The 25,073-nt window shown below is 38.1% G+C and carries 30 protein-coding genes and 1 riboswitch; of the genes, 16 read left to right on the plus strand and 14 right to left on the minus strand.

The genetic code is table 11. The features are described from left to right. Positions 1-177: 177 nt before the first annotated feature. The 3 genes from CWS20_RS15810 (at position 178) to CWS20_RS28735 (ending at position 3,674) form a co-directional block, all read left to right on the plus strand. Positions 178-1,716 (plus strand): AbgT family transporter, encoded by a 1,539-nt coding sequence (locus tag CWS20_RS15810; protein WP_066194807.1) that lies wholly within the window; start codon positions 178-180, stop codon positions 1,714-1,716. 60 nt (positions 1,717-1,776) lie between these two features. Beyond that, positions 1,777-2,982, plus strand: coding sequence for a M20 family metallopeptidase (locus CWS20_RS15815; protein WP_066194806.1), 1,206 nt, complete (start codon positions 1,777-1,779; stop codon positions 2,980-2,982). 446 nt (positions 2,983-3,428) lie between these two features. Beyond that, entirely contained in the window at positions 3,429-3,674 is a 246-nt protein-coding gene (locus CWS20_RS28735) for an MEDS domain-containing protein (RefSeq protein WP_241198911.1), read from the plus strand. A gap of 46 nt (positions 3,675-3,720) precedes the next feature. Here CWS20_RS28735 and CWS20_RS15825 read toward each other — a convergent pair whose 3' ends face one another. Both CWS20_RS15825 and CWS20_RS15830 read right to left on the minus strand, forming a co-directional pair. Next, complete coding sequence (locus tag CWS20_RS15825; RefSeq protein WP_083957303.1) at positions 3,721-4,398, minus strand: cupin domain-containing protein; 678 nt, start codon at positions 4,396-4,398, stop codon at positions 3,721-3,723. 145 nt (positions 4,399-4,543) lie between these two features. Then, positions 4,544-5,065 (minus strand): cysteine hydrolase family protein, encoded by a 522-nt coding sequence (locus tag CWS20_RS15830; protein WP_066194805.1) that lies wholly within the window; start codon positions 5,063-5,065, stop codon positions 4,544-4,546. Positions 5,066-5,986: 921 nt separating this feature from the next. Next, positions 5,987-6,031, plus strand: a riboswitch (PreQ1 riboswitch). Between the two features lie 51 nt (positions 6,032-6,082). Between CWS20_RS15830 and queC the strand changes: the two genes are divergently transcribed. Genes queC through queE form a run of 3 tightly spaced genes read left to right on the plus strand, consistent with a single transcriptional unit; the run spans position 6,083 to position 7,930 of the window. Continuing rightward, positions 6,083-6,742 (plus strand): 7-cyano-7-deazaguanine synthase QueC, encoded by a 660-nt coding sequence (gene queC, locus CWS20_RS15835; RefSeq protein WP_066194804.1) that lies wholly within the window; start codon positions 6,083-6,085, stop codon positions 6,740-6,742. Then, positions 6,739-7,221: a 6-carboxytetrahydropterin synthase QueD gene (gene queD, locus CWS20_RS15840; RefSeq protein WP_066194803.1), complete on the plus strand. Its 483-nt coding sequence runs from the start codon at positions 6,739-6,741 to the stop codon at positions 7,219-7,221. The genes queC and queD overlap by 4 nt, the downstream gene beginning before the upstream one ends. Next, on the plus strand, positions 7,214-7,930 hold the full coding sequence (queE, locus tag CWS20_RS15845) for a 7-carboxy-7-deazaguanine synthase QueE (RefSeq protein WP_066194802.1): 717 nt from the start codon (positions 7,214-7,216) through the stop codon (positions 7,928-7,930). The genes queD and queE overlap by 8 nt, the downstream gene beginning before the upstream one ends. A gap of 62 nt (positions 7,931-7,992) precedes the next feature. Here the strand turns inward: queE and CWS20_RS15850 are convergent, their stop codons facing one another. Beyond that, on the minus strand, positions 7,993-8,553 hold the full coding sequence (locus CWS20_RS15850) for a GNAT family N-acetyltransferase (protein ID WP_066194801.1): 561 nt from the start codon (positions 8,551-8,553) through the stop codon (positions 7,993-7,995). Positions 8,554-8,771: 218 nt separating this feature from the next. Beyond that, positions 8,772-9,176 carry a carboxymuconolactone decarboxylase family protein gene (locus CWS20_RS15855; protein WP_066194800.1) on the minus strand — a complete coding sequence of 135 codons (405 nt, stop codon included), beginning with the start codon at positions 9,174-9,176 and terminating at the stop codon, positions 8,772-8,774. A 121-nt stretch (positions 9,177-9,297) separates the two neighbouring features. On the opposite strand from CWS20_RS15855, the gene CWS20_RS15860 reads away from it, so the two are divergent. Further along, complete coding sequence (locus CWS20_RS15860) at positions 9,298-9,741, plus strand: Lrp/AsnC family transcriptional regulator (RefSeq protein WP_066194799.1); 444 nt, start codon at positions 9,298-9,300, stop codon at positions 9,739-9,741. 27 nt (positions 9,742-9,768) lie between these two features. Here CWS20_RS15860 and CWS20_RS15865 read toward each other — a convergent pair whose 3' ends face one another. The 3 genes from CWS20_RS15865 to CWS20_RS15875 all read right to left on the minus strand — a co-directional run bounded on the left by CWS20_RS15865 (position 9,769) and on the right by CWS20_RS15875 (position 12,908). Further along, positions 9,769-10,215, minus strand: coding sequence for a GNAT family N-acetyltransferase (locus CWS20_RS15865; RefSeq protein ID WP_066201370.1), 447 nt, complete (start codon positions 10,213-10,215; stop codon positions 9,769-9,771). Positions 10,216-10,400: 185 nt separating this feature from the next. Further along, positions 10,401-12,140 (minus strand): helix-turn-helix domain-containing protein, encoded by a 1,740-nt coding sequence (locus CWS20_RS15870; RefSeq protein WP_066194798.1) that lies wholly within the window; start codon positions 12,138-12,140, stop codon positions 10,401-10,403. 30 nt (positions 12,141-12,170) lie between these two features. Next, positions 12,171-12,908, minus strand: coding sequence for a class I SAM-dependent methyltransferase (locus CWS20_RS15875; protein WP_066194797.1), 738 nt, complete (start codon positions 12,906-12,908; stop codon positions 12,171-12,173). A 94-nt stretch (positions 12,909-13,002) separates the two neighbouring features. Here CWS20_RS15875 and CWS20_RS15880 point away from each other — a divergent pair, with 94 nt between their 5' ends. The 3 genes from CWS20_RS15880 (at position 13,003) to CWS20_RS15890 (ending at position 14,522) form a co-directional block, all read left to right on the plus strand. Next, positions 13,003-13,272 carry an ArsR/SmtB family transcription factor gene (locus CWS20_RS15880; protein ID WP_066194796.1) on the plus strand — a complete coding sequence of 90 codons (270 nt, stop codon included), beginning with the start codon at positions 13,003-13,005 and terminating at the stop codon, positions 13,270-13,272. A gap of 76 nt (positions 13,273-13,348) precedes the next feature. Further along, positions 13,349-13,834 carry an SRPBCC family protein gene (locus CWS20_RS15885; RefSeq protein ID WP_066194795.1) on the plus strand — a complete coding sequence of 162 codons (486 nt, stop codon included), beginning with the start codon at positions 13,349-13,351 and terminating at the stop codon, positions 13,832-13,834. A 79-nt stretch (positions 13,835-13,913) separates the two neighbouring features. Further along, a complete protein-coding gene (locus tag CWS20_RS15890) occupies positions 13,914-14,522 on the plus strand; it encodes a DUF3298 and DUF4163 domain-containing protein (protein ID WP_066194794.1) in 609 nt (202 codons plus the stop codon). Between the two features lie 463 nt (positions 14,523-14,985). On the opposite strand, the gene CWS20_RS29325 is transcribed toward CWS20_RS15890, so the two are convergent. Together CWS20_RS29325 and CWS20_RS28070 are read right to left on the minus strand one after the other, a co-directional pair. Next, positions 14,986-15,255, minus strand: coding sequence for a GNAT family N-acetyltransferase (locus CWS20_RS29325; protein ID WP_142385389.1), 270 nt, complete (start codon positions 15,253-15,255; stop codon positions 14,986-14,988). A 16-nt stretch (positions 15,256-15,271) separates the two neighbouring features. Beyond that, the gene (locus CWS20_RS28070) at positions 15,272-15,445 is read right to left on the minus strand and encodes a hypothetical protein (protein ID WP_158237011.1); all 174 of its coding nucleotides are present in this window, start codon (positions 15,443-15,445) and stop codon (positions 15,272-15,274) included. 165 nt (positions 15,446-15,610) lie between these two features. On the opposite strand from CWS20_RS28070, the gene CWS20_RS15905 reads away from it, so the two are divergent. Continuing rightward, complete coding sequence (locus tag CWS20_RS15905) at positions 15,611-16,027, plus strand: MarR family winged helix-turn-helix transcriptional regulator (RefSeq protein WP_066194792.1); 417 nt, start codon at positions 15,611-15,613, stop codon at positions 16,025-16,027. A 265-nt stretch (positions 16,028-16,292) separates the two neighbouring features. On the opposite strand, the gene CWS20_RS29020 is transcribed toward CWS20_RS15905, so the two are convergent. Continuing rightward, positions 16,293-16,418: a hypothetical protein gene (locus CWS20_RS29020; protein WP_276328314.1), complete on the minus strand. Its 126-nt coding sequence runs from the start codon at positions 16,416-16,418 to the stop codon at positions 16,293-16,295. A gap of 446 nt (positions 16,419-16,864) precedes the next feature. On the opposite strand from CWS20_RS29020, the gene cysC reads away from it, so the two are divergent. Together cysC and sat are read left to right on the plus strand one after the other, a co-directional pair. Continuing rightward, positions 16,865-17,488, plus strand: a complete 624-nt coding sequence (gene cysC, locus CWS20_RS15910; protein WP_066194791.1) for an adenylyl-sulfate kinase — start codon at positions 16,865-16,867, stop codon at positions 17,486-17,488. After that, a complete protein-coding gene (gene sat / locus CWS20_RS15915) occupies positions 17,484-18,623 on the plus strand; it encodes a sulfate adenylyltransferase (protein ID WP_180321524.1) in 1,140 nt (379 codons plus the stop codon). The genes cysC and sat overlap by 5 nt, the downstream gene beginning before the upstream one ends. A 151-nt stretch (positions 18,624-18,774) precedes the next feature. On the opposite strand, the gene CWS20_RS15920 is transcribed toward sat, so the two are convergent. Beyond that, a complete protein-coding gene (locus CWS20_RS15920) occupies positions 18,775-19,224 on the minus strand; it encodes an RrF2 family transcriptional regulator (RefSeq protein WP_066194789.1) in 450 nt (149 codons plus the stop codon). Between the two features lie 170 nt (positions 19,225-19,394). Between CWS20_RS15920 and CWS20_RS15925 the strand changes: the two genes are divergently transcribed. The 3 genes from CWS20_RS15925 to CWS20_RS15935 are packed head-to-tail and all read left to right on the plus strand — an operon-like array spanning position 19,395 to position 22,159. Next, entirely contained in the window at positions 19,395-20,264 is an 870-nt protein-coding gene (locus CWS20_RS15925) for a sulfite exporter TauE/SafE family protein (protein WP_066194788.1), read from the plus strand. A gap of 2 nt (positions 20,265-20,266) precedes the next feature. Then, the gene (locus CWS20_RS15930) at positions 20,267-20,731 is read left to right on the plus strand and encodes a cysteine dioxygenase (RefSeq protein WP_066194787.1); all 465 of its coding nucleotides are present in this window, start codon (positions 20,267-20,269) and stop codon (positions 20,729-20,731) included. Between the two features lie 12 nt (positions 20,732-20,743). Further along, complete coding sequence (locus CWS20_RS15935) at positions 20,744-22,159, plus strand: 4-hydroxyphenylacetate 3-hydroxylase family protein (protein ID WP_066194786.1); 1,416 nt, start codon at positions 20,744-20,746, stop codon at positions 22,157-22,159. Positions 22,160-22,202: 43 nt separating this feature from the next. Here CWS20_RS15935 and CWS20_RS15940 read toward each other — a convergent pair whose 3' ends face one another. From CWS20_RS15940 to CWS20_RS15950, 3 genes are all read right to left on the minus strand, one after another. Beyond that, positions 22,203-22,847, minus strand: a complete 645-nt coding sequence (locus tag CWS20_RS15940) for a hypothetical protein (protein WP_066194785.1) — start codon at positions 22,845-22,847, stop codon at positions 22,203-22,205. Between the two features lie 186 nt (positions 22,848-23,033). Then, positions 23,034-24,290, minus strand: a complete 1,257-nt coding sequence (locus CWS20_RS15945; RefSeq protein WP_066194784.1) for an MFS transporter — start codon at positions 24,288-24,290, stop codon at positions 23,034-23,036. 54 nt (positions 24,291-24,344) lie between these two features. Further along, positions 24,345-24,746 carry a MarR family winged helix-turn-helix transcriptional regulator gene (locus CWS20_RS15950; RefSeq protein WP_066194783.1) on the minus strand — a complete coding sequence of 134 codons (402 nt, stop codon included), beginning with the start codon at positions 24,744-24,746 and terminating at the stop codon, positions 24,345-24,347. Positions 24,747-25,073 lie beyond the last annotated feature (327 nt).

Here is a 25,073-nt window from a genome sequence, read left to right on the forward strand (position 1 = left end):
ATCCCTTTATTATAAAGGGATTTACTTAAAGTTAGAACAGTCGGAATTTGTCGTAATTTGTACTATAACACAAAAAAACTTTAAAAATTTAGAATGTACTCCATAGTATTTCTATACAAACATACGTATAATTTTGAAAAAGTTTAAAAGTTTACATATATAATAGGAGGTATAAACATGAGCGCTCTTGCCAACCAACAGGAACCAGCCCCACAGAAGAGAAAAATGTCCGATCGTTTCCTCGATGCAATTGAACGAGCAGGAAATAAACTTCCTGATCCGGTTACACTTTTCGTTATCATGTCAGGGATTATTTTAATATTATCTGCTCTTCTATCTCTGATTGGGGTTTCTGCAAAAGACCCTACTTCAGGGGACACAATCGAAGTTGTAAACTTGCTTAATCGGGAAGGAATTGTCCAAATTTTAACGAATATGGTAGGAAACTTTACTTCCTTTGCACCGCTTGGATTAGTTGTTGTAACGATGCTAGGTGTCGGTGTTGCTGAGGCGACTGGACTAATTCAAATCGTTATGAAAAAGACAGTACTAAGCGCTCCAAAAAATCTAATTCTTCCTGTTATTCTTTTTACAGGTATTGTCGGTGGTGTTGCTGCTGATGCTGCATTTATCGTCTTTCCCCCCATTGCCGCAATGATTTTTATGAGTGTTGGCAGAAGTCCGCTCGTTGGTCTCATCGCAACCTATGCTGCGATCGGCGGTGGATTTAGTGCAAATATCCTTTTAAATTCATTAGACGTTTTACTAGCAGGTATTACAGAACAAGCAGCAAAAATGGTTGATCCAAATTATATTGGCAACCCAACAATGAATTACTATTTCCTTATCGCATCGACCTTTTTATTAGTTGCCGTTGCGACTTGGGTCACGGTTAAATTTGTTGAGCCCCGATTCAGCAAACCTGTAGGAAAAATTGAAAAGCTGGATGACATTACTGCTGATGAGAAACGAGGCCTTCGTTATGCAGGTATCACATTAGTCGCTTATATCGCCATTCTTTTAATGATGGTTATTCCTGAAAATGGTTGGCTGCGCGATGCAGAGACAGGCTCTTTCATTAATTCACCTTTCATGTCTGGCATTGTGCCAATTATGCTTTTTTTATTTTTACTACCAGCAATCGCATTTGGAATTGGTTCGAAAACAATTAAAAATGATAAAGATGTCGCCGAAAAAATGTTTAAATCGATTGCTGACTTAGCTCCATTCATTGTTCTTGCGTTCGTTGCCGCACAAATGATTGCGTTCTTCAGCTGGAGTAATATCGGGCCGATTCTTGCCATAAAAGGCGCTGAGCTGTTACAAGCACTGAATTTCACCGGCTTGCCTATGCTTATCGGATTTATCATTATCTGTGCATTTATTAACCTATTAATTGCGAGCGCTTCTGCTAAATGGGCTCTGCTTGCAACAATTTTCGTGCCAATGTTCATGTACTTAGGCTATAGCCCAGCATTTACGCAAATGGCTTATAGAGTAGGAGACTCAATTACCAACCCTATCACGCCGATGCTAGCTTACTTCGCGATTCTATTATCTTTTGCAAGAAAGCATGATAAATCGATTGGAATCGGTACATTAATATCAGCATTGCTTCCTTATTCAATCTTCTTTGCTATTGGCTGGATTATTCTCTTCTCCATCTGGTATTTGCTAGGATTGCCAGTGGGGCCAGGAGACTCAATTTTTTTATAAACCTTGTGACATCGACATAGAAATTTCTATCTAATTAAAAATGAAATGAGGCACAATCATATGGAAAAGTTATTTTCATTATTAAAAGAATACGAACCTGAAATGATTTCAATTCGTCGCTTTCTACATGAAAATCCTGAAATCTCTTATCACGAAGTAAAAACACCGGCATATATTGCTGAGTACCATGCAAAGCTTGGCCATGAAGTAAGAACAGGTGTAGGCGGACGAGGTGTTGTTGCAACACTTCGCGGCGGTAAGCCTGGTAAAACAGTTGCGCTTAGAGCTGATTTCGATGCGCTGGCCATTCAAGAGGAAAATGATATTCCTTATAAATCTAAAGTTGATGGCGCCATGCATGCATGCGGTCATGATGGACACACTTCCACTCTATTAGTTCTAGCAAAAGCATTGAATAAAATACAGGATGATATCCCAGGAAATATTGTGTTCATCCATCAATTTGCTGAAGAGATTGCTCCAGGCGGCGCTATTAGCATGATTGAAGATGGCTGCCTTGACGGAGTAGATGTTATTTTTGGCACTCATATTTGGGCGACTTTTCCTATTGGAACGATTCAGCTAAAATCTGGCCCAATTATGGCAGCAGCTGATCAATTCAACATTACCATTCAAGGAAAGGGCGGTCATGGATCTGAGCCTCATTTAACAAAGGATGCCGTAATGATTGGTTCACAATTTGTTACAAGTGCACAGCAAATCGTGTCAAGACGAGTGAACCCGCTTCACCCTGCTGTTGTTTCAGTCGGCAACTTCGAAGCTTTAAATCCTTTCAATGTTATCGCCGACACAGCTAAATTAATAGGCACTGTTCGTACCTTTGACGAAGATGCCCGCGACCTGATTGAAACAGAATTAGAAAACGTCATCAGCTCATCTTGCCAACTAATGGACGCCACTTATGAATATGTTTATAAACGCGGATATCCAGCAGTCGTTAACCATGCTGAGGAAACTGCGTTTATCGCTGAAACAGCTGAAAAAATTGATGAAGTTACAGAAGTAGTTGAATGCGCCCCGCTTATGGGCGGCGAAGACTTCGCGTACTATCTTCAACATGTAAAAGGCGCTTTCTTCTTTACAGGAGCAATGGATCCGCAATGGGATGTTGTCTATCCGCACCATCATCCGCGATTCAACATTGATGAGCGCTCCCTGCTTATTGCCGCTAAAACACTCGGCTCAGCTGCTCTCAGCTATCTCGAAAAAGAATCCGATAAGAAAGAAGAAAGTGTTACTCGCTAATTTATTATGCCAAAGGCAAGCCTCTATTTAAGAATAGAGGCTCTTTATTTTACTTACTTTCTTACATAAAAGAGAGCAATGTTATCAAACAATTCAAGCAAAATCATAGTATAATCGAGGAATGCTGGAACGAAGAAGTGTTAATTTGAAACACCATATGCTTCAATTAATTGAGAATCAGAAAAGTGTTCACATCCTTTATTCTTACAATGAAATGAAAAATTATATTGAGCAAATCTCCACCTATATACTGGACAGGATGATATTTTTCTTATTGAAAGCGAGCGAATTTTTGCAATCGTGGAAGACAAGCTATGTTGCTTGTTAACAGAAGTACAAATGAACAAAATCCATTTTATAAATAATTTTGATTTCTATTATTCTAGTGGAAGCTGCCATCCGCCCGCCATTGCTGAATATTTCAATGAAATTGTTCAGCCCTATGGTTGTCATTTCGATTTTGGGCGCATGTGGAATGGGGCACGATAGAAGGTCCTCTTAAAATAGTAGAAAAACTTGAACAAATCATTGATGATGCTGTAAACGAGATGTCATTTCCATTAATTTGCGCGTATAAAAAAGAGCGAATGCCGGAATCCCTTCAAAATATTTTACTAAAAACTCATCCATATGTGCGAACAGAAGATGATTTTATTATCTCTGATCAATATATGGCATCAAATAAAAAATAGAAAGCGCGCTCATAATCTTCCTAAAGCGTGCTTTCTATTTTTTTGCTTAGTATGGATTTCTTGGAAAATGATGCCCTTGAGGATAATAAGGTTGATTATATGTAGGATAATATTGCTGATTGGGTTGGACATACTGAGGCTGAGTCGCATATTGCTGATAATAATCATGGACAGAGGAATCTACATTGCGGTTACAATCGTCCGGTGGACCGATAAATACTGAATTAGTAATGGGGGAAACCGCTTCCTTCCATTCATTTTCATCTAAGCAGTAAGTGTGTGCCCAAATGCTGGCAGGAGTTAGCCTCAATATATCTGAACCAAGAATGACTTCAGGATATGGCGCATCAAATATCGCCAGCAAATGGGTGTGATCTTCGCTTGCGATTTCATAATGCCACCAGCCTTGAGGAATATTTGCTACTTGCCCTGGAGTTATTGAAATGTTAATGAGCTTTTTTGTAAAAGGATTAATGAAAGAAACGACGGCTGAACCAGAAATACAATAGACCAGCTCTGAAGCATTTTGATGAATATGAGGCTCCACTACTTTTCCTTTACTAAGGTAAATATCTAACAGCGATACATTTCCGAGTGTATTTAAATTATTTCTACCTAAGGAATTAATATAGTTCTGATTATCGCCTGTAAAAAGTCTGTTCTTATTTACATCACTAAAATACTGGACATTAGGTGCTGTAAAATCCATGTATGAAACAGCCAAATGATGCAACTCCTTTTCCTTACGTATTTAATTCCACATTCATTATATGATTTTTGGATTTTTTTATTACATGTATGGGAGTTTCCGTTTAAATATAAATAAAAACAACCCCCTATAATAAAGGATTGTTTTGTGCTGATATTCTTCATTCAAAACTAACCTCCGCTAATGGGAAAATATTTGCAAATAAGCGTAAAACTTGATTGTGATGATGGATAATTTCTTTTGCTGTTAATTCAGCAGAATTCCACGTCGAATGGCCGTCGGAAACAACGGTTACTTTATAACCTAAACTAAAAGCCCTTCTGCAGGTTGTATCCACACATACTTCCGTTTGAATGCCAGTTAAAATTAGATGTTGGATTCCTTGTTTCTTCAATTCTTCATCCAAACTAGTTTCGTGAAATGAATCTGGTGTCTTTTTATGTATAATTATATCCTCAACACTAGGGAGAACTTGCGGATGGATTGCCCAACTCTCTGTCCCATACGCCAAAGGTGTCCCTTCCCCTTCATTATGTTGCACATAAAAAACAGGTGTATGAGTTGAACGTGCTTGATCCAATAAATGAGTAATTTTTTCAAGTAAAAGCTCCCCATTATATACAGCAGCTCCTTCTTGAAACATATCATTCTGTACATCAATTACAAGTAATGCGGTTTTCATTTTTTAACACCTCTTTTATTTATTCAGCATTTCTCCTTAGATTGGCGATTAGGCTACCTTTTCCTCTCTTTTTCGCTCTCAGAAGGGCGATTGGGCCACCTCTCTTCTACCTTTCTTCTTTTTTCTACCTCAGATGGGCGTTGAGATGCGCTCTCTTCTACCTTTTTGCTCCTCTGCTCGCTCGGATGGGCGTTGACACTCACTCTCTTCTACCTTTCTTCTCTTTTTCTACCTCAGATGGGCGCTGAGATGCGCTCTCTTCTACCTTTCTTCTCTTTTTCTACCTCAGATGGGCGTTGACACGCACGCTCTTCTACCTTTCTTCTCTTTTTCTACCTCAGATGGGCGTTGAGATGCACGCTCTTCTACCTTTCTTCTCTTTTCCTCCTCCAGATGGGCGTTGACACTCACGCTCTTCTACCTTTCTTCTCTTTTTCTACCTCAGATGGGCGTTGAGATGCGCTCTCTTCTACCTTTCTTCTCTTTTTCTCCTCCAGATGGGCGTTGACACTCACTCTCTTCTACCTTTCTTCTCTTTTTCTACCTCAGATGGGCGTTGACACTCACTCTCTTCTACCTTTCTTCTCTTTTTCTACCTCAGATGGGCGCTGAGATGCGCTCTCTTCTACCTTTCTTTTCTTTTTCTACCTCAGATGGACGTTGACACTCACTCTCTTCTACCTTTCTTCTCTTTTTCTACCTCAGATGGGCGTTGACACTCATTCTCCTCTTCTCGCTCGGATGGACGACTGGTGGTTGCTCTTTATAATTAAACGGCAGCAGATGATCATTGCATGCTTTCCTTTTCATTTATGCGGTAATAATTGTTAAAAAACCTTTTTTGTATTATCCACCACATTAGTGACGATAAAGACCAATATATGATATAATAACACCCGAATTGCATAGAAATTCCGCATAGCGGTAGAGGTTCTAGCTAAACCCTCTCAAAAAAACTAAGGAAAAGCAGTGCCATTTCTTAGTGGTGCTGTTTTTCTTTTTAAAGGAGATTAAAGCATGAAAAAGGAAAAAGCAGTAGTTGTATTCAGCGGCGGCCAGGACAGCACAACTTGTCTTTTTTGGGCGCTAGACAAATTTGAAGAAGTGGTTGCAGTGACCTTCGATTATAATCAAAGGCATGCAGCTGAGATTGAATGCGCAAAGGCAATCGCTGAAGAACTTGGAGTAGAGCATCATATTTTAGATATGGGCTTATTGAACCAGCTTGCCCCAAATGCATTGACAAGAAGTGAAATTGTAGTGAAAGATGGAACGGGCGGGAGCCTGCCATCAACATTTGTGCCAGGTAGAAATCTATTATTCATGTCCTTTGCTGGTGTATTAGCGAGCCAATTAGGAGCAAAACATATTATCACCGGCGTTTGTGAAACGGATTTCAGCGGTTATCCCGACTGCAGAGATATATTTGTTAAATCACTAAATGTAACCTTGAATCTGTCAATGGATGAACAATTTGTCATTCATACGCCACTTATGTGGCTGAATAAAGCAGAAACATGGGAGATGGCTGATAAATTAGGCTGCTTCAGTTTTGTCCGTAAAAAAACACTAACATGCTATAATGGAGTCGTTTCCGATGGATGCGGAGAATGTCCGGCATGCAAGCTCCGAAAACAAGGGCTGGAAGATTACTTAAAAGTGAGAGCTGCAATATGAAAGACCTCTTCGGCTTTCGCATCGTTGATCAATTACAAAAGATAGATATAGATATTAAAAGAGAAAATCTAAAGTACCACCATAAGCGCGTTCTTGTCAGTAAAGAATTCACGTTTGATGCCGCTCATCATCTTCACGATTATGAGGGAAAATGTAAAAACCTTCATGGACATACTTACAAGGTCATATTTGGAATCAGCGGCTACACTGACAACAGGGGCTTAATGATAGACTTTGGAGACATTAAGAAAATCTGGAAAAGGGAAATAGAAATATATCTTGATCATAAATATTTAAATGAAACATTGCCGGCAATGAATACGACCGCAGAAAATATGGTCATTTGGATTTTCGAAAAAATGGATGAAGCATTGTCAAGCTTGGATAAAAGCTTGGCAGCAAGAGTCGAATTTGTCAAACTTTATGAAACTCCTACAAGTTATGCTGAAGCTAGAAGGGAGTGGATGATCGATGAGTAAGATTCCTGTTATGGAGATATTTGGGCCGACGATACAAGGCGAAGGCATGGTCATTGGCCAGAAGACAATGTTCGTTCGTACAGCCGGCTGTGATTACTCATGTGCATGGTGCGATTCATCCTTTACATGGGATGGCACCGGGAAACATCTAATCACACAAATGGAACCAGAAGACATTTGGACAAAATTAAAACAATTAGGTGGCAGCGGTTTCCGGTTTGTCACTATTTCCGGCGGCAACCCCGCCCTTATAAAAAATATCGACGGTCTTGTAGACATCCTAAAAAAAAATGGAATACAAATAGGATTAGAAACACAAGGCAGCAAGTGGCAGGACTGGTTTTATAAGATTGATGAGCTTACCATCTCGCCGAAGCCTCCAAGCTCACGCATGATTACTGATTTTGATAGATTAGATGAAATCATCCTGCGAATCAGCAGACAGAATATCAGTTTGAAAGTTGTCGTCTTTAATGATGAAGACTATGACTATGCGAAAAAAATACACCAAAGATATTCTGAGATTCCTTTTTTTCTTCAAGTAGGAAATGATGATTGCAGTACGACAGATGATGATCAATTAATGATGACATTGCTTAATAAATATTCATGGCTAATTGATAAAACAATGGTTGATGATGAATTTCAAAATGTAAAGGTATTGCCCCAGCTCCATACCTATATATGGGGAAATAAACGTGGTGTGTAACAAAAAAAAAGAACTCAACAATTGGTTGGGTTCTTTTTTTAAAAGAAATTAAGCTGCTCTCTTTACTCACCAAAGATTCCTACTAAATCCTCTTTTAAAATTGAGTACATAAGTAAATCATCAAATTTTCCACAGGTAAATTCATAGTGCCTCAATAAACCTTCTTTTATAAAACCATATTTTTCTACTAGTTTTTGAGATGACCGATTAGTTGGCTCAATCAATGCCTCAATTCTTTCCAAGCCAAGAGATTGAAAGCCGTATTGTAGAACAGCAGAAATCGCTTCACCAGCAATCCCTTGAGACCAATATTCCTTATTTAATTCAAAACCAATTTCTGCTCTAAAATGCTGCCTTTTCATATTGAGAAAGCCGCAGCTGCCAATCACCTCATTTTTGCCCTTTTCTGTTATCCCCCAACGGATGCCGGTGCCTTCTTTATAAATAGAGTCATACCAATTGATTTCATCCATTACCTCTTCCGCTGTTTTATAGGGGAATAGCCCCATATGCTTGACCACATCCTCATCAGATAAATACTTATACATGCTTTCTTTATCATCTGACTTTACTTTTCTTAAAATTAGCCTGCTCGTTTCAATTTCAGGAAATTTCTTTTCCATCTTCTCACTCTCTCCCGTTGTCATAGGTGGACTTTTTATTTTAAACTACTATTCATTGGCAGGGCCAATTTTCTTTATACTTTCCAGCCAAAGGCTTTTTGATGTTCCTGGCTGTTCCAATTCCCCATTTATCTCTCCTTGTTCATTAATTTCCGAACCATTTATTATTTCTCTTCCATCCTTGTATAAACCTGCTTAATCAGGTGATTTTGCTTAATTTACTTTAGTTTCATAATAGCTCCGAAATGCTGTGAGGCAGTGACAAAACAAATAAAAGCACAAAGCTCGCTTATTTCCTCGTTATTAAAACTGTCCTGCAAAATTTCGAAGGTTGAATCAGGGATATTTCCTTTTGTTTTACAAAAGACTTCCGCAAATCCTACAGCGATGGTCATTTTTTCATCATAAAGATGCGGCGCGGGCTTCCCTTTTGCTTTGCAATATTCACAGCCATTATTTTTGGCAAGCGTTCTTCTTACTTGTTCCTTTAAGGTCGCTTGCAGCCTGCCATCCTTTTCTAACAATTCTCCCAAATGGGACCAGCGCTCCATAACCTCCACATTATGACCTAATAAACGCTGAAATGGTGTTAATCCGTGAATTGATTCGCTTATTCTTGCCATTCGTTCCTCCTCCTTATAATATTTATTATAGAAACCTTTGTATTAAATTAAAATTAATTACAAAATGTAAAATTGGTTTTTCCTTTAAAAATCAAACAAATTAAGGAGGAATTATTTAAAAATGAAAATCGACGAAATTGATAAAAAAATGATTGATGAACTGTATAAAGATAGCCGTTTATCTATGAGTCAGCTTGGTAAAAGAGTCAATCTGTCTTCACCTTCTGTCACAGAGCGTGTAAGGCGAATGGAGTCGTATGGAGTAATTAATAAGTATACTTTAGAAGTTGATTACGAAAAATTAGGTTTTCCAATTGAGTGTATCATTGAGGCTACTATGAAAAACGGCGACTATCAATCTTTCAAGAAGATGATTGAGGCATTGCCAAATGTTGAGTTTTGTTATCGGGTAGCAGGAAATGCTTGCTACATACTCAAGATGCAATTTGAATCTTTTTCTAAAGCGGAGCAATTTATCGACAGTGTCAGCCCAATCGCCCATACAGTCACTCATTTTATATTCTCACACATTAAAACAAACATAAAAATGGCCAATGAAAAATGAGTTTCATTGGCCAAGCTTTGTTAAAATTTATAAATTTTTAATTACAGCCATTTCTTTTCCAAATCTGTCGCCTTGATCAATAAAGCCAAGCTGTTCATATAATTTATGTGCGGCTATATTTTCTGGGTGATAGCCGACGACAAGTTTAGCCGCATCAGGCAGAGCTTTCATATCCTCAAGCAAAAGCCTCATGGCTGATTTGCCAATACCTTTGCCTTGGTATGCATGATCAATCATCATTCTATATATCCAATATCCATCAAGTTCTTCCTTAACAGAATTGAACATCATAAATCCTACGATGGTTTCATCATAATAAATTGCATAGCATTTTAATGTTGATTCAAATTTAGATTGAGCGATGGAGACAGCATTAGGCTCCATATATAGCTCTTGTTCTGCTGATAGCTTTAGTAAGCAGCAATCATACCAGTTTGATTCATTTAACTCTTTAATTTCTACATGACGATTCATATCTTTATTTTCCCCTCTCATTTTGACGGGGTATTATCCTATCTAGGCGTATCCCCTTGTTGGTTACAAAAAATGAATGCAGTAATTTTTTTCATAATTGAACGCCCCCTTAACCGGATAATTGTTTTGAATTTTCAATACCTTTCGCAATATACCATATTTCCACTTTATTGTATATATTTTATTTATAATTTATCGTATAAGTACATTGCCGTTTTTAAATTAATCAAGTCCTCTAAATGATCAAAGTTGCAATCGAGCTTTTCTTGCAACTGTTGTAGTCGATAATAAACTGTATTTGGATGCAAATGCATCATTTCTGCTGTTTTTGCTGCATTTTTGTCTGCATCTAAATAAATTTTCAACGTCAGCATAAGATCATTCTTTGCACTCCTGCTAGTCTGATCTATAATCGGTCCTAGTATATTTTCAACAAAATGAATCGCTTCTTCATCAGAAATATTTATTAAATACCGTTTATAGCCAAGTGAACGGAAATTGTAGATTCTTCCCCGTTTTTCTCCATCTTGTACATACATGTCCATCATCATTTTTACATCTTGATAAGATATAGAGATATTCCGGAGTGAAAGCACAGGCCTGCCAAAAAATACAGTGGCTTCATGATGGATCGTTTGCAGTCTTTCTGTATACATCGTTATTTCGTCTATCTTTTCTCCTATCCTAGCTCTAGTTCCGAGTAAAAGATAGACCATATCATTTTGTGGAAAAGTCATAATATCATACTTTTTGCCAAAAATACGAACGACTGATTCCTCAATCGAAACAAGTTGATTAATATCTCCATCGCATTTTATCGCTAGAAAAATATAGTTTTTAGCCGCAATCATTCCATACTTTTTTAAGTACGAATGTACCTCCGGAGTAAAGTTGCCCCTAATTATTTCATTTAAAAGCATTTCTTTTTCCGCTTGTTTATTTTTTATTTGCTCCTGCAGCTTTATTTGTTCAATTGCAATAATTGATGCAGCATGCTTAAATCCAAGCTCCCCTACAGTATCTAAAGGTGCTGTTATACCTGTAATAACGAGATAGCCCATTGTGCCAAATGACGACATGACAGATAATGCTTGTCCAATAAATCGTCCATCATAAACTATACTGTGAAGCTGTTGTGATTTAAGCTCCTTCGTATAGCTATTCAGCCATGAGCTTAAACTAGGAATTTCTGCTTTAAAGTGCAAATGTGAAGCTTCCAGCCGGTAAAGTGAATCAAAATAATAAATTCTGCCCTGTAAACTAGCTGATAGCCTGGCTACAAGTGCTTTCATACCCTTACCTTTTAAAACGGTTTCATTCAATTCATTATGAAGATGGAGAATCGCTTCAAGCTGATTTGCTCGTTGTTCCTTTTCCTGGAAAGCACGTGCATTCACGATTGAGATGGCGATTTGATTTCCAATTGCCTCTAAAAAGCGCAAATCCTCTGCGGTAAAAAAACCCCCATTTTTAAAATTATCTATTGTTAATACACCAATTTTTTGATTTTGATGTGTGAGAGGAACGGACATGCAGCTAACAGGTAAAAAGGCATGCACAGTTGAGTCTAAATAATATCTAAGCGTTTTATTGCGCATATTTGACATGGCTTCCTGAATTTTTTCTACTGTATTGATTAAACGGCTCTGTCCATCCTCTAAAACAGAACCGCTAATCCCTTCCCCCTCAAGCAATTTATTTTTTAAATACATTTCTTCTTTAAAATTTACAGCCGCTTCTATCTCTAAGTATCGTTTCTCTTCATTCCAAAGCAAGAGGAATCCTGCATCCGCTTTGTCTATTGACTCAATCACTTCTTCTATGATTTCTTGAATAAGCTGTTTTAAGCTCTCATTGGAAGTAATATTTTTAGAAACTTGTATAAATGTATTTAATCTACGTTCAATATTGATGTTGTTATTCATGGATTTCACCTAATCACTCTTGCTTTTTTCCTATGATTTTTTTGATTGAATTAATATAAATGGCGGCTTACGATATTCATTAATTAACTTTGGCAGTTTTTTAAGTCCCTCTTTAGTTGGTAACGGTTCCTCCACCTTCTCAACAGTGAGACCATGCTCTGTTAGTACATTGATTAAGGTAGAAACGGTTCGGTGGTATTTTATGACGCCATCAACATACCAATGTTCCTTTCTTTGCCCCTCTTCTTGATAATTGTCAACTGGCCAATGCAGTATTTCTCCCTTGTCGCCCTTTACCCAGCCCTTCATTTCCTTTTGAGCTGTTGTAATTGGATGCTCAGTTGTAAAGATCAATCGGCCACCTTCCTTTAACAATTTGGAGATTTTTGCTATTAACGCAAAATAATCAGCAATATAATGGATTGCTAAAGAGCTAATAACGAGATCAAATGATTCAGCTGGCAACTCAATATCTTCTATTGGCTGGCAAAGGTATTCTACCTTTTTATCGCTATTTTCCTCTTTTGCCCTTTCAATCATTTTTTCAGAAATATCTACTGCGATGACAGATACTGCTCCATTATCTGCGCAGTATTTCGATAAATCTCCCATTCCACATCCGAGATCAAGAATCAGCATACCATTAATATCTCCAATTGCGGTTTTCATTGCTGGCTGTTCAAGAAAGTCATTATAAGTTAATCCACTCTCTCGCAACGAGGTATATTCTTTAAAAAAAGTTGGATTATCATAAATGTTTTGTTTCATTTTCATCCTCCTCGTCATACTATCATATCATTATTCAGAATTTTTTATCAAATATTCCTTTACAGGAATATTCCAATTAAGTTATATTTTATTTATGAAGTCAATATTGAGTGCACTTGCAGAACAAAATCGCTTAAACATCGTTGAAATTTTGCGCAAAGGGCCACACAATGTGGGTGAACTCGTCCAAGAAACTGGACTTCGGCAGCCTCAAATCTCAAAGCATTTGCGTGTATTAAGTGAAGCAGGTATTGTCCAGGTGAAGCCCATTGCCAATCGCAGGGTTTATGAACTAAGGAAGGAAGCGTTTGCTGAATTGGACCTTTGGCTAAACAGCTATATTCATATTTGGGAGGAAAGCTAAGATAGTCTGGATGTATATGATAAATAATTTAAAAGAAAGGATAAGAAAGAACAATAACTTGTAGGAGGAGAAAGGAATGAACAAAACATTATCAAGAGTGGAAGGTAGAGATTTAATCATTGAGCGTATTTTTGACGCGCCTAGAGAGCTAGTATTTAAAGTATTTTCTGAATCGGAACATTTAGCAAAATGGTGGGGGCCAAGAGGATGGGAGACGACCAATTATAAACTGGATTTTTCTGAGAATGGCATTTGGCATTTTTGTATGCGTTCAAAGGAAGGTCATGAATCTTGGGGAAAAGCTACCTATAAAAAAATAAACGAACCTGAACGCATTGTTTATGTCGATTCCTTTTCAGACCAGCACGGGAATACAATTGATACCATGCCTGAAATGCTTGTTACCTTAACTTTTCAAGCGTTAGAAGAGAAAACAAATTTAATTTGCCGTACGCAATTTGTATCAGAGGAAGCACTGCAGAAAATTCTCGATATGGGTGTCGTCGCTGGTCTAACCGAGTCATGGGATTGTCTGGACGAACATCTTCAATCAATAAAGTAATCGTTTTTCATCCAGCACTTCATGCCTATTCATATCCCTCTCCCGTGTTTCATATGTTTAAAGCATGGGAGGGAAGAATATGAATACATCTTTATTGCCTGTTGGGATTCGTCCAAAACATATAAAAGAACAAAAGACCGACATTTTTGAGCCAGAAGTATATGCATGGGCGCCGCCTCAGTCTGTACTGCGAATGAATGAGAAAATTCATTCAACATTAAGAAAGCTGATGAAGGAGCAAGGCTATGGTCAGCCAGAAACATCATTAACTGGAGGATTTGATTTAAAGAATAACCAGAAAGGGATACTCAGTCTCACAATGACCATCTATTCTTACTCTGGCGGCGCACATGGCATTACTCTCGAACGAGGTTTAACATTTGATATATTTAGCGGTAAAACGTATCAACTGAGAGATTTGTTTAAAAATGGGAGCGATTACACAACAAAAATCAACACGCTCATTGAAAAACAAATCGCTGAGCGCAGCTTAAAAGATGATTTGCTCGTTCCGTACCCTGGTATCACTTCAGATCAGCCTTTCTATGTAGCGGACAAAACTCTTGTGATATACTTTGACGTATATGCTCTGTTTCCATATGTATACGGAACCACCTATTTTCCGATATCAATTTATTCTTTGCAAGACATGATTAATGAAAATGGACCATTAGGAAAGCTGTTATAGTGATACTCTTTTAGATTGAGAATCGATGTAAAACCTGCTCTCTTTCCGCCTATTAAATCTAGAAATACACTACTTCTTTACCCTCATACTTTTTTTATATAATTCTTTCCCGCAAAACATAATAAGGCCAACCAAAATACAAATATCCAAATTGTGAATTGAAAATAAATGCGCAGTGTTTTGGCTTAATTCATAAATACGAATCACTATTCCGGCAATTGAACAAATCATTATTAATTTTAATAAATTCACTGATTGCTCCATTTTCCCCACTCACTTTCATCAACATTTGATTTTCGAATTACAGCTTCTAACAGCAACTAAGACTTCCAATCTCAGTTAACTCAAGACTAATTAAAAACGGTTTACTTTATAAACAACATTGATTACTACTTTTCACTGCGCTATATGAAGGCGAGTTAGTATAATCATTTTGTGATGAACACTTCGATCCTCATGTTCATCACTTCAATATTTTTTCATAGCTTGCAAACTCTCTGAAATATTCATCATGAAATAGGCCCGTTTTTTTAAAGCCAAACCTTTGATACAAATGTTTGGCTTCATTATTATCCTCATACACTTTACTCACACTTAACTTTTCCCATCCTAATTCCTTTGGCCGATTAACTAACATTGCCAGCGCTTTTGTTCCATAGCCCTTCCAATAGTTATTTGAAAGAGTAGCGTCCCCTATTGATAACCATCTACTATTTTCATTTATTTCAATAATATATACTTCCCCCCCTTTAGTTTAGAGCTTCATCCATTCTCGAAAGGATGGTGCAGGTATATACAAGCCCACTGCTCCCTTCTGAAAAAAATAAACCTTCCTTATCCTGATACAACGGGGCAGTAATATCTATATCTTTTGGTATAGAAATTGAGCTCAAACGGAAACAATCTTCTGCTAAAATCCTCACATTCCACCTCCATTAAATTTTCACTATCCTTATTAGTACTCCACTCTCTTAACCATTAGCAGTTTTCGTATAAACAACGTTTTCTCTTTACAAGCCTCTTAAGAAATGCAAAAATGAATATATCTTATTAGCAGGCTATCCCGCTTCAAATCGGAGGATGAATCTATGATCGAGGAAGAGATTCGCGAGCTTCTTTATAAACTGACCGCGCAAATGCGCCGCAACTACGCTGATTTACTGCGCGAGCTGGATTTATATGTTGGGCAGGATCAATTGCTCTGCCAACTTTGGAAGGAAGATGGTGTTACACAACTACAGCTTAGCGAAAAACTAAAATGCGAGCCTCCAACTGTAACAAATATGGTCAAAAAACTAGAAAGCCGTGGAATTTTAATGAGAAAACGTGATGAAAATGATCGGCGCATGAGCAGGGTTTATATTACAGACAAAGGCCGCGCTCTTTATGAGCCTGTTGTAAATATATGGTCTAACCAAACAGAAGCATTACTCCAAGGTTTCACCCCTGAACAACGAGTAGTATTGAAAGAACAAATGGAAAAAATGTATGATAACCTCTCTTAAAATGAGTCTTTAGCGTTTAGTGAGGCATCAACCCGAACTTGAGCATTTCACTTTCCATTGGCTGCTGATTATCTTCCGTAACATGGCTCATTTTAAATTAAATGTTTTCATAGATTTCAATAAGCGTGCCTGCTGGATCTCTAAATTGTGCCACTATAATACCCCAGCCGTCTTTTACTTTAGGCTCAGTAATAAAACTTAAATTCGGCCTATGCCTCTTCTACATTTTAGTGGCTTTAAACATATGCGCTGCTTTATCAACAACTTAGCATGGTGCATACGATTCTTTAATCGCTTCCAACAGCTGCTGGTTTCTATCAGACATGCCAAACTTACAGCCACCCGAAACGAAATCTTCATTATTTGATGGCTTCCCTCCAAGCGACTTCAAACTGCAAATCACCGCGATAAAATATAAAACTTTCCTTATCATTTTCAACGAGCAATCTTGTATGAGTAATTCCTAAATCAATCACTACTTCCATATTTTCCGTAAAAATTTGTATCGAATGGTTATTACCAAACTTGCTCAGCAATCTACTCTTTTAAATTTCTATAAAGGCTATACTATCCCTTCAAGCAATTTAACACTTTTTCTCGTACTCACCCATTGTAAAATCTAATAAAAATAACTCCTCAACGAGCTTCTACGCTTCCTCATCATAAAAACTATCATAAGTCGGCAAATACCCATCAATTGTTTATCCTCTCTAACCGTGACATGAAATTCACGGAATTTTTTCAGTGAAAACGGGCGATGTCAATAGACAAGTATTCATTCTAATCATATGAATAATATGAATTCCTAAAAATTAATTTAGGTTAGGAGGCTTTATTTTGAACGATGATGAAAGGAATATCGTCTGGCATCATTCAACTTTAAACAAACAAGACAGGCAAAATCTCCATCAGCATAAAAGTGTCATGATTTGGCTCACTGGCTTATCCGGATCTGGAAAATCAACTATTGCCAATATGGTACAAAATTATTTGCATGAAAAAGGTATAAGTGTCTACCTATTAGATGGGGATAACCTGCGTCATGGAATCAATAAAAACTTATCCTTCAGTGAAGAAGATCGAAAGGAGAATATTAGAAGAACTGCTGAGATTGGCAAATTATTTGTTGATGCAGGGGTAGTTGTACTAGCAGCACTAATCTCCCCATTTGATATTGATAGACAGCTTGCACGCAGTATATATAATAGCGATGAGTTTATAGAGGTTTTTATTGATTGTTCACTTGATGTATGCGAAAACCGTGATCCAAAGGGGTTATATAAAAAAGCACGGGCAGGAAAGATTAAACAATTTACTGGAATAGATCAGGCATATGAAAAACCCGCCAACCCTGAGATTATCATTGAAACGGATAAATACTCCGTCGAAGAATCTGCAAATATACTTCTCTCCTTTTTAATCGACGAAATCAAAATAATGGAGGTGGGAAAAGATGATTAAGTCCATCCCCCATGGAGGCAAACTAATTAATCGGGTGAATGATGATTTTGATTATTCAGCGATCACTGCTGAAATCAAGCTAGATCTAACATCACTATCAGATTTGGAACTGATAGGCAATGGCGCATATAGCCCTTTAATAGGCTTTATGAATCAGGCAGAATATGAATCAGTAAAAAATGAGATGAGACTCCTTAACGGCGTTATCTGGAGCATCCCCATTACTTTGCCAATTTTCCAAAAAGAAGCTAACCTATTGCAGTTAAACAGGCAGGCAAAACTAGTATTTGACGATGAAGTTTACGGCGTCATAACAATCGAAGAAGTTTATAAACCGGATAAAACAGACGAAGCAAACAAAATTTATCAAACGAATGATCCACATCACCCTGGAGTAAAAAAACTTTTCGAACGCGGAGAATTTTATGTCGCTGGTCCGATTTCTTTTATTAAAGCTGCCCCCAAAAATGAAGAGTTTCAATCGTACTTCTTAACGCCCGAACAAACAAGAACAGCCATTGGCCATAAAGGATGGAAAACAGTTGTGGGTTTCCAAACGAGAAATCCTGTTCATCGGGCACACGAGTATATTCAAAAGACCGCATTGGAAACGGTAGATGGCCTTCTTCTCCACCCTCTTGTTGGTGAAACGAAATCAGATGATATTCCAGCAAATATCCGAATGAAAAGCTATCAAGCCTTACTAAGCAACTATTATCCCATTCAACGTGTACTCCTGTCTGCCTACCCTGCCACAATGAGATATGCCGGCCCGAAAGAAGCTATTTTTCATGCGATTGTTAGAAAAAATTATGGCTGCACTCACTTTATTGTTGGAAGGGACCATGCAGGTGTAGGTGATTATTATGGAACATACGACGCTCAAAAAATATTTGAACAATTCAGCTATGCAGAGCTTGGGATTACGATATTGCCTTTTGAACATAGCTTTTATTGTATTAAATGTGACGGGATGGCCTCTAGCAAAACCTGCCCTCATGACAGCCAGAACCACCTTCATCTATCAGGTACAAAGGTACGAAAAATGTTAAAGGATGGCCAAACCCCGCCTAAACAATTTAGCCGTCCAGAAGTGATAGAAATATTAATAAATGAGATGAAGGAAAAGGACTAAACAACACGGTTTAGTCCTTTCAGTGTGTATATAATTTAGCATGACGTGTCCGCTCGACAGCGTGGGAATTGAGAGATACCCTAATATAGAAATGAGCTTGGCTACTTCTCCCATAAATCCGCCGTCTTCTCTCCGATTTCTCCGGAACCGCTTAATCCTTTTCTTTCCCACACTCTCCCCTTCCAACAGGCAATTGGCCTTCTAATATATCATGCAATGTTGTCCTGTCTAAAATAAGTGCCACTTCTTCTCTAATCAATGCCCATAATGGCTTTAATAAACAGCCTTGGTCTTCAAGCGGACAATATTCATATGCGGTTATGCTTACACAGCTCATCGGTGCAAGCGGCCCTTCCAAATCTCTAATGACTTCGCCAATGACAATCTCTTTAGGATGATTCTTTAATAAGTATCCCCCATATACCCCCCTTTTGCTTTTAACATATCCGTGGCTTTTTAATAGCAAAAGAATTTGCTCTAAATATTGAATAGGCACCAATGTTTGATTAGAGATTTCCTTAATCGACGTGACAGAATTTTCGTTTTTCCCCAAGGTAATAAGAGCCCTTAAAGCATATTCCCCCTTACTGGATACCTTCATTATGATCTCCTCCTGTTAAACAAGCTATTTTCTCTACTTAGAAAATATACATAGGTATTTCCTCATTTTTTTCAATATCTATCACACTTGTACAACCTCATCATAAATTATGTTAGAAACTCGACAAATTTTATCAACATTCATTAGATTTGTGATGGAGGAAAAGAATTATGAGAAAATTAATTATTTTTGCCTTTATTGGTTTTTTAGCACAATTAATTGACGGCTCGTTAGGAATGGCTTATGGAGTGACTTCAACTAGTTTATTATTAACATTTGGGATTGCTCCTGCTGTCGCTTCAGCATCTGTTCACATGGCTGAAGTAGTCACGACCGCAGCTTCGGGAGTCGCACATATTAAGTTTGGCAATGTGGACAAACAAGCCGTGTACAGGCTGATTATCCCCGGATCAATCGGCGCTTTTGTTGGCGCATGCTTTTTAAGCAATCTTCCCGGTGATGTTGTAAAGCCCTTTATCGCTACCTTTTTGCTGCTTCTTGGCATCTATGTTTTCCTTCGCTTTCTCTTAAACTTCCAGCCTGGAAAGCAAACAAATTCCCTCGGTCTCACACGGAAACAGTCTATTCCACTCGGATTAATTGCCGGTTTTGCCGATGCGACTGGCGGCGGCGGGTGGGGCCCGATTGCTACACCTGTTCTTTTATCCAAAAAAGGCGTTGAAGCTAGAAAGGTCATTGGCACAGTTGATACAAGCGAATTCGCTATCGCCGTATCTGCAAGCTTAGGATTCTTTATCGCGTTAGGCTGGGAAGAGCTAAACTGGACATGGGTATTTGCTTTAATGATTGGCGGGGTGATCGCTGCTCCGATAGCTGCGTGGCTCGTTAAAGTGCTGCCTTCCTATTTACTTGGCGTTCTCGTGGGAGGATTTATCATACTCACAAATGCACGAACGATGCTTATAGAATGGAATACACCAGCTGGATTGATTCCATATATTTACGCCAGTATTTTTATCATCTGGTTTGCCGGCATCTTTTACGTTGTTTGGAAAAATAAATTGAAGAAGGGGAAGTGACAATGAATTTAATTGATAAATTAAACTCAGCTCTTCATTCAGCCAATATAAAAAACACTCAAGAGCTACACAAGGTGATACGTTCGCTGAATATTTCCTTAGACGAAGTTTCACCTTTTATAAAACAGCCTTCTGAACTTGAATACGGAAGAAATGTCATATTCAGTAATGATTATGCTGAGGTGATTATTGTTTATTTACCCAGCTTTGCCAAAACATTTATACATGATCATGGGTCATCTGCAGGCAGCTTATTTATCATCCAAGGAAAACTACTCAACATTCTTTATGATAAAACTGATGAAGGCATCCAATTCAGCAAAACCGAAAGCTATGAGGAAAATGATGGTTTTCTCGTTCAAGGGGATACCATTCACATGATGTACAACCCTACACTTTCTCCTGTTATTAGCTTTCATGTCTATACACCGCCATTGCAAAATAGCACTTCTTATCCATCAAATTAAGGAGAGAAAACGATGTTTATTAATAGTTTAAAGGATAACAGGACCATCTGGCTGAATGGAGAAAACATAGATATCACTACTAACGAACACTTTAAAGGAACGTTAGAAACGATTAGCCACTTGTACAAAATGTTTGATGACCCTAACCAACAGAGCAAAATTGGCTATTTAAATGATGATAAACAGTGGGTGCATTCTGCCTTTTTAATTCCGCACTCCTATGATGAGCTCATTAAACGTAAAATAGCTTTTGAGACTTGGGCAAGGGCTACTGACGGTATAATGAGCAGACTCCCTGACTATGCACGCTCCAGGTTAACAGGATGGTATGCAAATAGAGATTCTTATTGTCAATATGATTCCAGCTTTCCAGAAAAACTGGCTGCATACTACGAACAAGCAAGAGATGAGCACCGATTTATCAGCATTGTACAGCGTGATCCCCAAATCAACCGTTCCGATCGTGAAAAGAAAAACACAGATGAGCTCGGATTACTAACCATTACTCAAAAAACAAAAGATGGCGTCTATGTCAATGGTGCAAAAATGATCGGAACAGCAGCGCCTTACTCACATGACTTAATTATCTACCCTCTGTCTAAACTCGAAGATAAGACAAAACAATTGGCGCATATGTTAATCGTTCCTACTGATTCTCCCGGTCTCCATATGGTTTGCCGCGAGTCGTTCGCTATTTCAGAGAAAGAATCAGCCGATCATCCCTTAAGCGCCAAATTCGATGAAATGGATGCGGTTTTAATTTTTGACGACGTATTTATTCCTTGGGAAAGAGTGCTTCTCCATGACAACCCTAATGGGCTGGCACAGATTAAGGCTGACCCGATATCCAGCGGTCTAGCCTATCATCAGGCAATCATTAGGCTGCTTGCAAAATTGGAATTTTCCACAGCAATAGCGAACGAGATTGCTGAAGTTATTGGTGCATCTGATTACCTCCATGTACAAGAAAAGTTGGGTGAACTGATTATGCAGATTGAAACGATCCGCGCGTTAATTATCGCAGCTGAAAGAGAAGGAAGGTTTAACGGCAAAGTATATGTGCCAAACTTCAACTATATACAAACCGCGAGAACACTAGGATCTAAATACTATCCTCGCGCACTCGAAATTTTGCAGCTTATCGGTGCAGGCGGATTCATACAACTGCCGTCTAGCATAAAAGATTTCTCTTCACCGCTAAAAGATTTAATGAACAAATATTACAAAGGGAAAAATACGAATGCAGAAAAGAGGACAAAATTATTTAAGCTTGCATGGGATCTCATTGGTTCACCACTAGGGTCAAGACACGAATTATATGAAAGATTTTATGCTGGCGACCCAATGCTTCATACAGCCAATCAATTTCATCAATATGATAAAACCAAGTTTAAAAAAATAATTTCCCCCTATTTAGAAAACAATTAAAAAAACAGGGCAGCGGCAAAAGATTTGTCGCCTTACCCTGTTTCTAAAATTTCTTACTCCACTCTTCATCTTCCAGCCATGCACCGTTCTCACCAATATAAGATACGATAAAGGTTCCTTGTTTAACAATGTCCTCATTTTGGAGAATTGAGATGAAATCAGCGAAAGCCTGTTCATCTCCATCTTTTTTATGTCTTGGCAAATTCATTCGTATCGTTGGCTCTATATTTGCGTCCTTATAACTTCCTGATTGCATCGGATCAATATTTAAATCCCTCCCAATATACTCATCTATATAGACGACTATATCTGTTGAATCAGTAAACCTTTCCTTTAACTGAGGCTGTATGATATTCTTCAGCTCAACTGCCCATTTATTTGCTACGTACGTATCCACCATCTCATCAGCTTCTTCATCATAGTGGACTAAAAATTGAATGCCATTTTTGTTATCCTTTGCTTTTGCAGCGTAATCAAAATCAAAGTTGCCCATATTGTCATATAAAGTATCATATACTTCAAAATCATTGCTAAAATTTTCATTTAAATAGGCCTCAGCCTGACTCCTAACCTCCTGTTCTTTTTCCTTATCCGGCTTCATCGATTGAACAAAGAGAAAGACAAGCAGGATTGAGCCGAAAATGATAATCCCTAAAATGGTAAATAAAATTTTTACTGACTTATTCATGATTTTCCTCCATTAGTAATCTATCCATAAAAAAAGTGAAACTTTAATCAGTGAGGGCTTTGTTCCCGATACTTTGGGATAAACAATCCCATTATAAAAATATAAACTAAAATTCCAGAAAATTCAATTCAGTTCTTCATTGCAGCAAACTTAGGGATTCCATACTGAGCCAGTTTCATGAAGCACCTAAACTACAGTAATTCCCTTTTCTTTTTTGATGACAATCACAAATAAGCTCGCCAAAAAACAAAGTGCACCGGCGCCTAAAAAAGCATACGCATATGAGTTGAACCTTTCAAAAATCACACCGCCGCCAAAAGAAGCAACCGCAGCACCAGCTTGGTGAGCCGCGAAAATCCAGCCATAAACGATGACGCTTTTTTCCAGTCCAAATATATTTCTTGATATATTTACTGTTGGCGGTACTGTGGCAATCCAATCTAGCCCATAGAAGACGCTAAAAATAATTAATAAAATATATGAGCCTTCAGACAATGCAAAAGGAAGCAATAATAATGATAAACCTCTTAAAGAGTAATACCAAAATAACAGCCAGTGATTATCAATGCGGTCAGATAGCCAGCCTGACAATGTTGTTCCAACGAGATCAAATATTCCCATAAACGATAATAAAGAAGCTGCTGTGACGACAGCTATACCATATCCTACGCAAAGAGAAACAAAATGAGTGCCAATTAACCCGCTCGTTGATAATCCGCATATAAAGAAGCTTCCAGCAAGCAGCCAAAACTCCTTTATTCTAATGGCCTCCTTTAATGGGATAAAAGCTAAAAGAAAAGGATTTTTACTCTCATTCTTCCTTATATCCTCAGACTTATTTTCATCAGCCCCATACGCGGTTTCCCCGATAGCCTCTGGCGATTCCTTCATGAGGAAAATTAAAATAACAAACATAATGGCACTAAGCGTTAATATAAGCGCCACAGCGAATTGCCAATCATAAAGCTCTATAATATAAGCCAGCACAGGCAATAAAACAAGCTGCCCCGTTGCAGAACTGGCCGTCAAAATGCCTACAGCTAAACCTCTCCGTTTCTTAAACCAAGTGTTTGCAATGATTGGGCTTAAAACGGTTAAAAATAAGCTCGAGCCCAGCCCAATAATCAATCCCCAAATTAAAATTAAATGCCATGTCTCTTTCATAAAGAAGGTAAGCAGCAAACCTGCCATTAACGTCCCCATTGAAATGAGCATCATTCTTTTTATACCAATAATCTGCACGATTGCACCCATAAATGGACCGGAAAGGCCGTAAATAAATAAACTTATGCCAATGGCAAGTGAGATCAGGGAACGATCCCAGCCAAACTCCTGTTCAAACGGAATAATAAATACCCCGGAAGATGAGCGGGTAATGCCAGCGACAATAATAGAAAAAAATACAACAAATAAAATAATCCAGCTATAATGAAATCTCCTCACAAGTTCCAGCTACTCTCTATTTGCGGGTATATACCCTTATTTATAAAAAATACATTAAAATCTCTTTAATAATTCTAATAAATTATCCACATTATCTTTTCCGCCTAATTTTTCTTCAATATCAACCTGTGCTTGTTCCCATAAATCATCGCCATCCTTTAATATTTGATGGCCATGGTCAGTAAGTTTAACGGTCGTTTCTCTTTGATCATCCCCAGGAATCAGCTGGACAGCTTCCATTTTTTCTAAAACCTTTACATTTCTCCCGACAGTCGAACGGTCCAGTTCACATACTTTACTTAGTTCTGTGATGGTAATCATATAGGCACTTCTAATTTTTCTCAGCATACTGAATTGTGCAATATTAACCCCCACCGGCTCAAGCGCCCGATTATAATAGGCACTTACTTTCCTGGAAGCCGTTCGCAGCGGGATACAGTAGCATTCTTTACTCATAGAATCTCCTCCCTTATTTATATACGAGTATATACCCGCAACGCACCATCCATTTCTTTACCTCCTATATAATGGATTACGGCAATTCATTTTAAACATAATGCAATCCTGCGCTTTCTTATCAATTTGACTCAGACGGCGGGTTTCTTGAGGCGAATCCGGCGCTTTCTTATCAACTTGGCTCAAGTGGCGGGTTTCTTGAGGCGAATCCGGCGCTTTCTTATCAATTTGACTGAGACGGCGGGTTTCTTGAGGCGAATCCGGCGCTTTCTTATCAATTTGACTCAGACGGCGGGTTTCTGAGGAGAATCCGGCGCTTTCTTATCA

It is taken from the genome of Cytobacillus horneckiae, assembly GCF_002835735.1.
GTDB lineage: Bacteria > Bacillota > Bacilli > Bacillales > Cytobacillaceae > Cytobacillus > Cytobacillus horneckiae.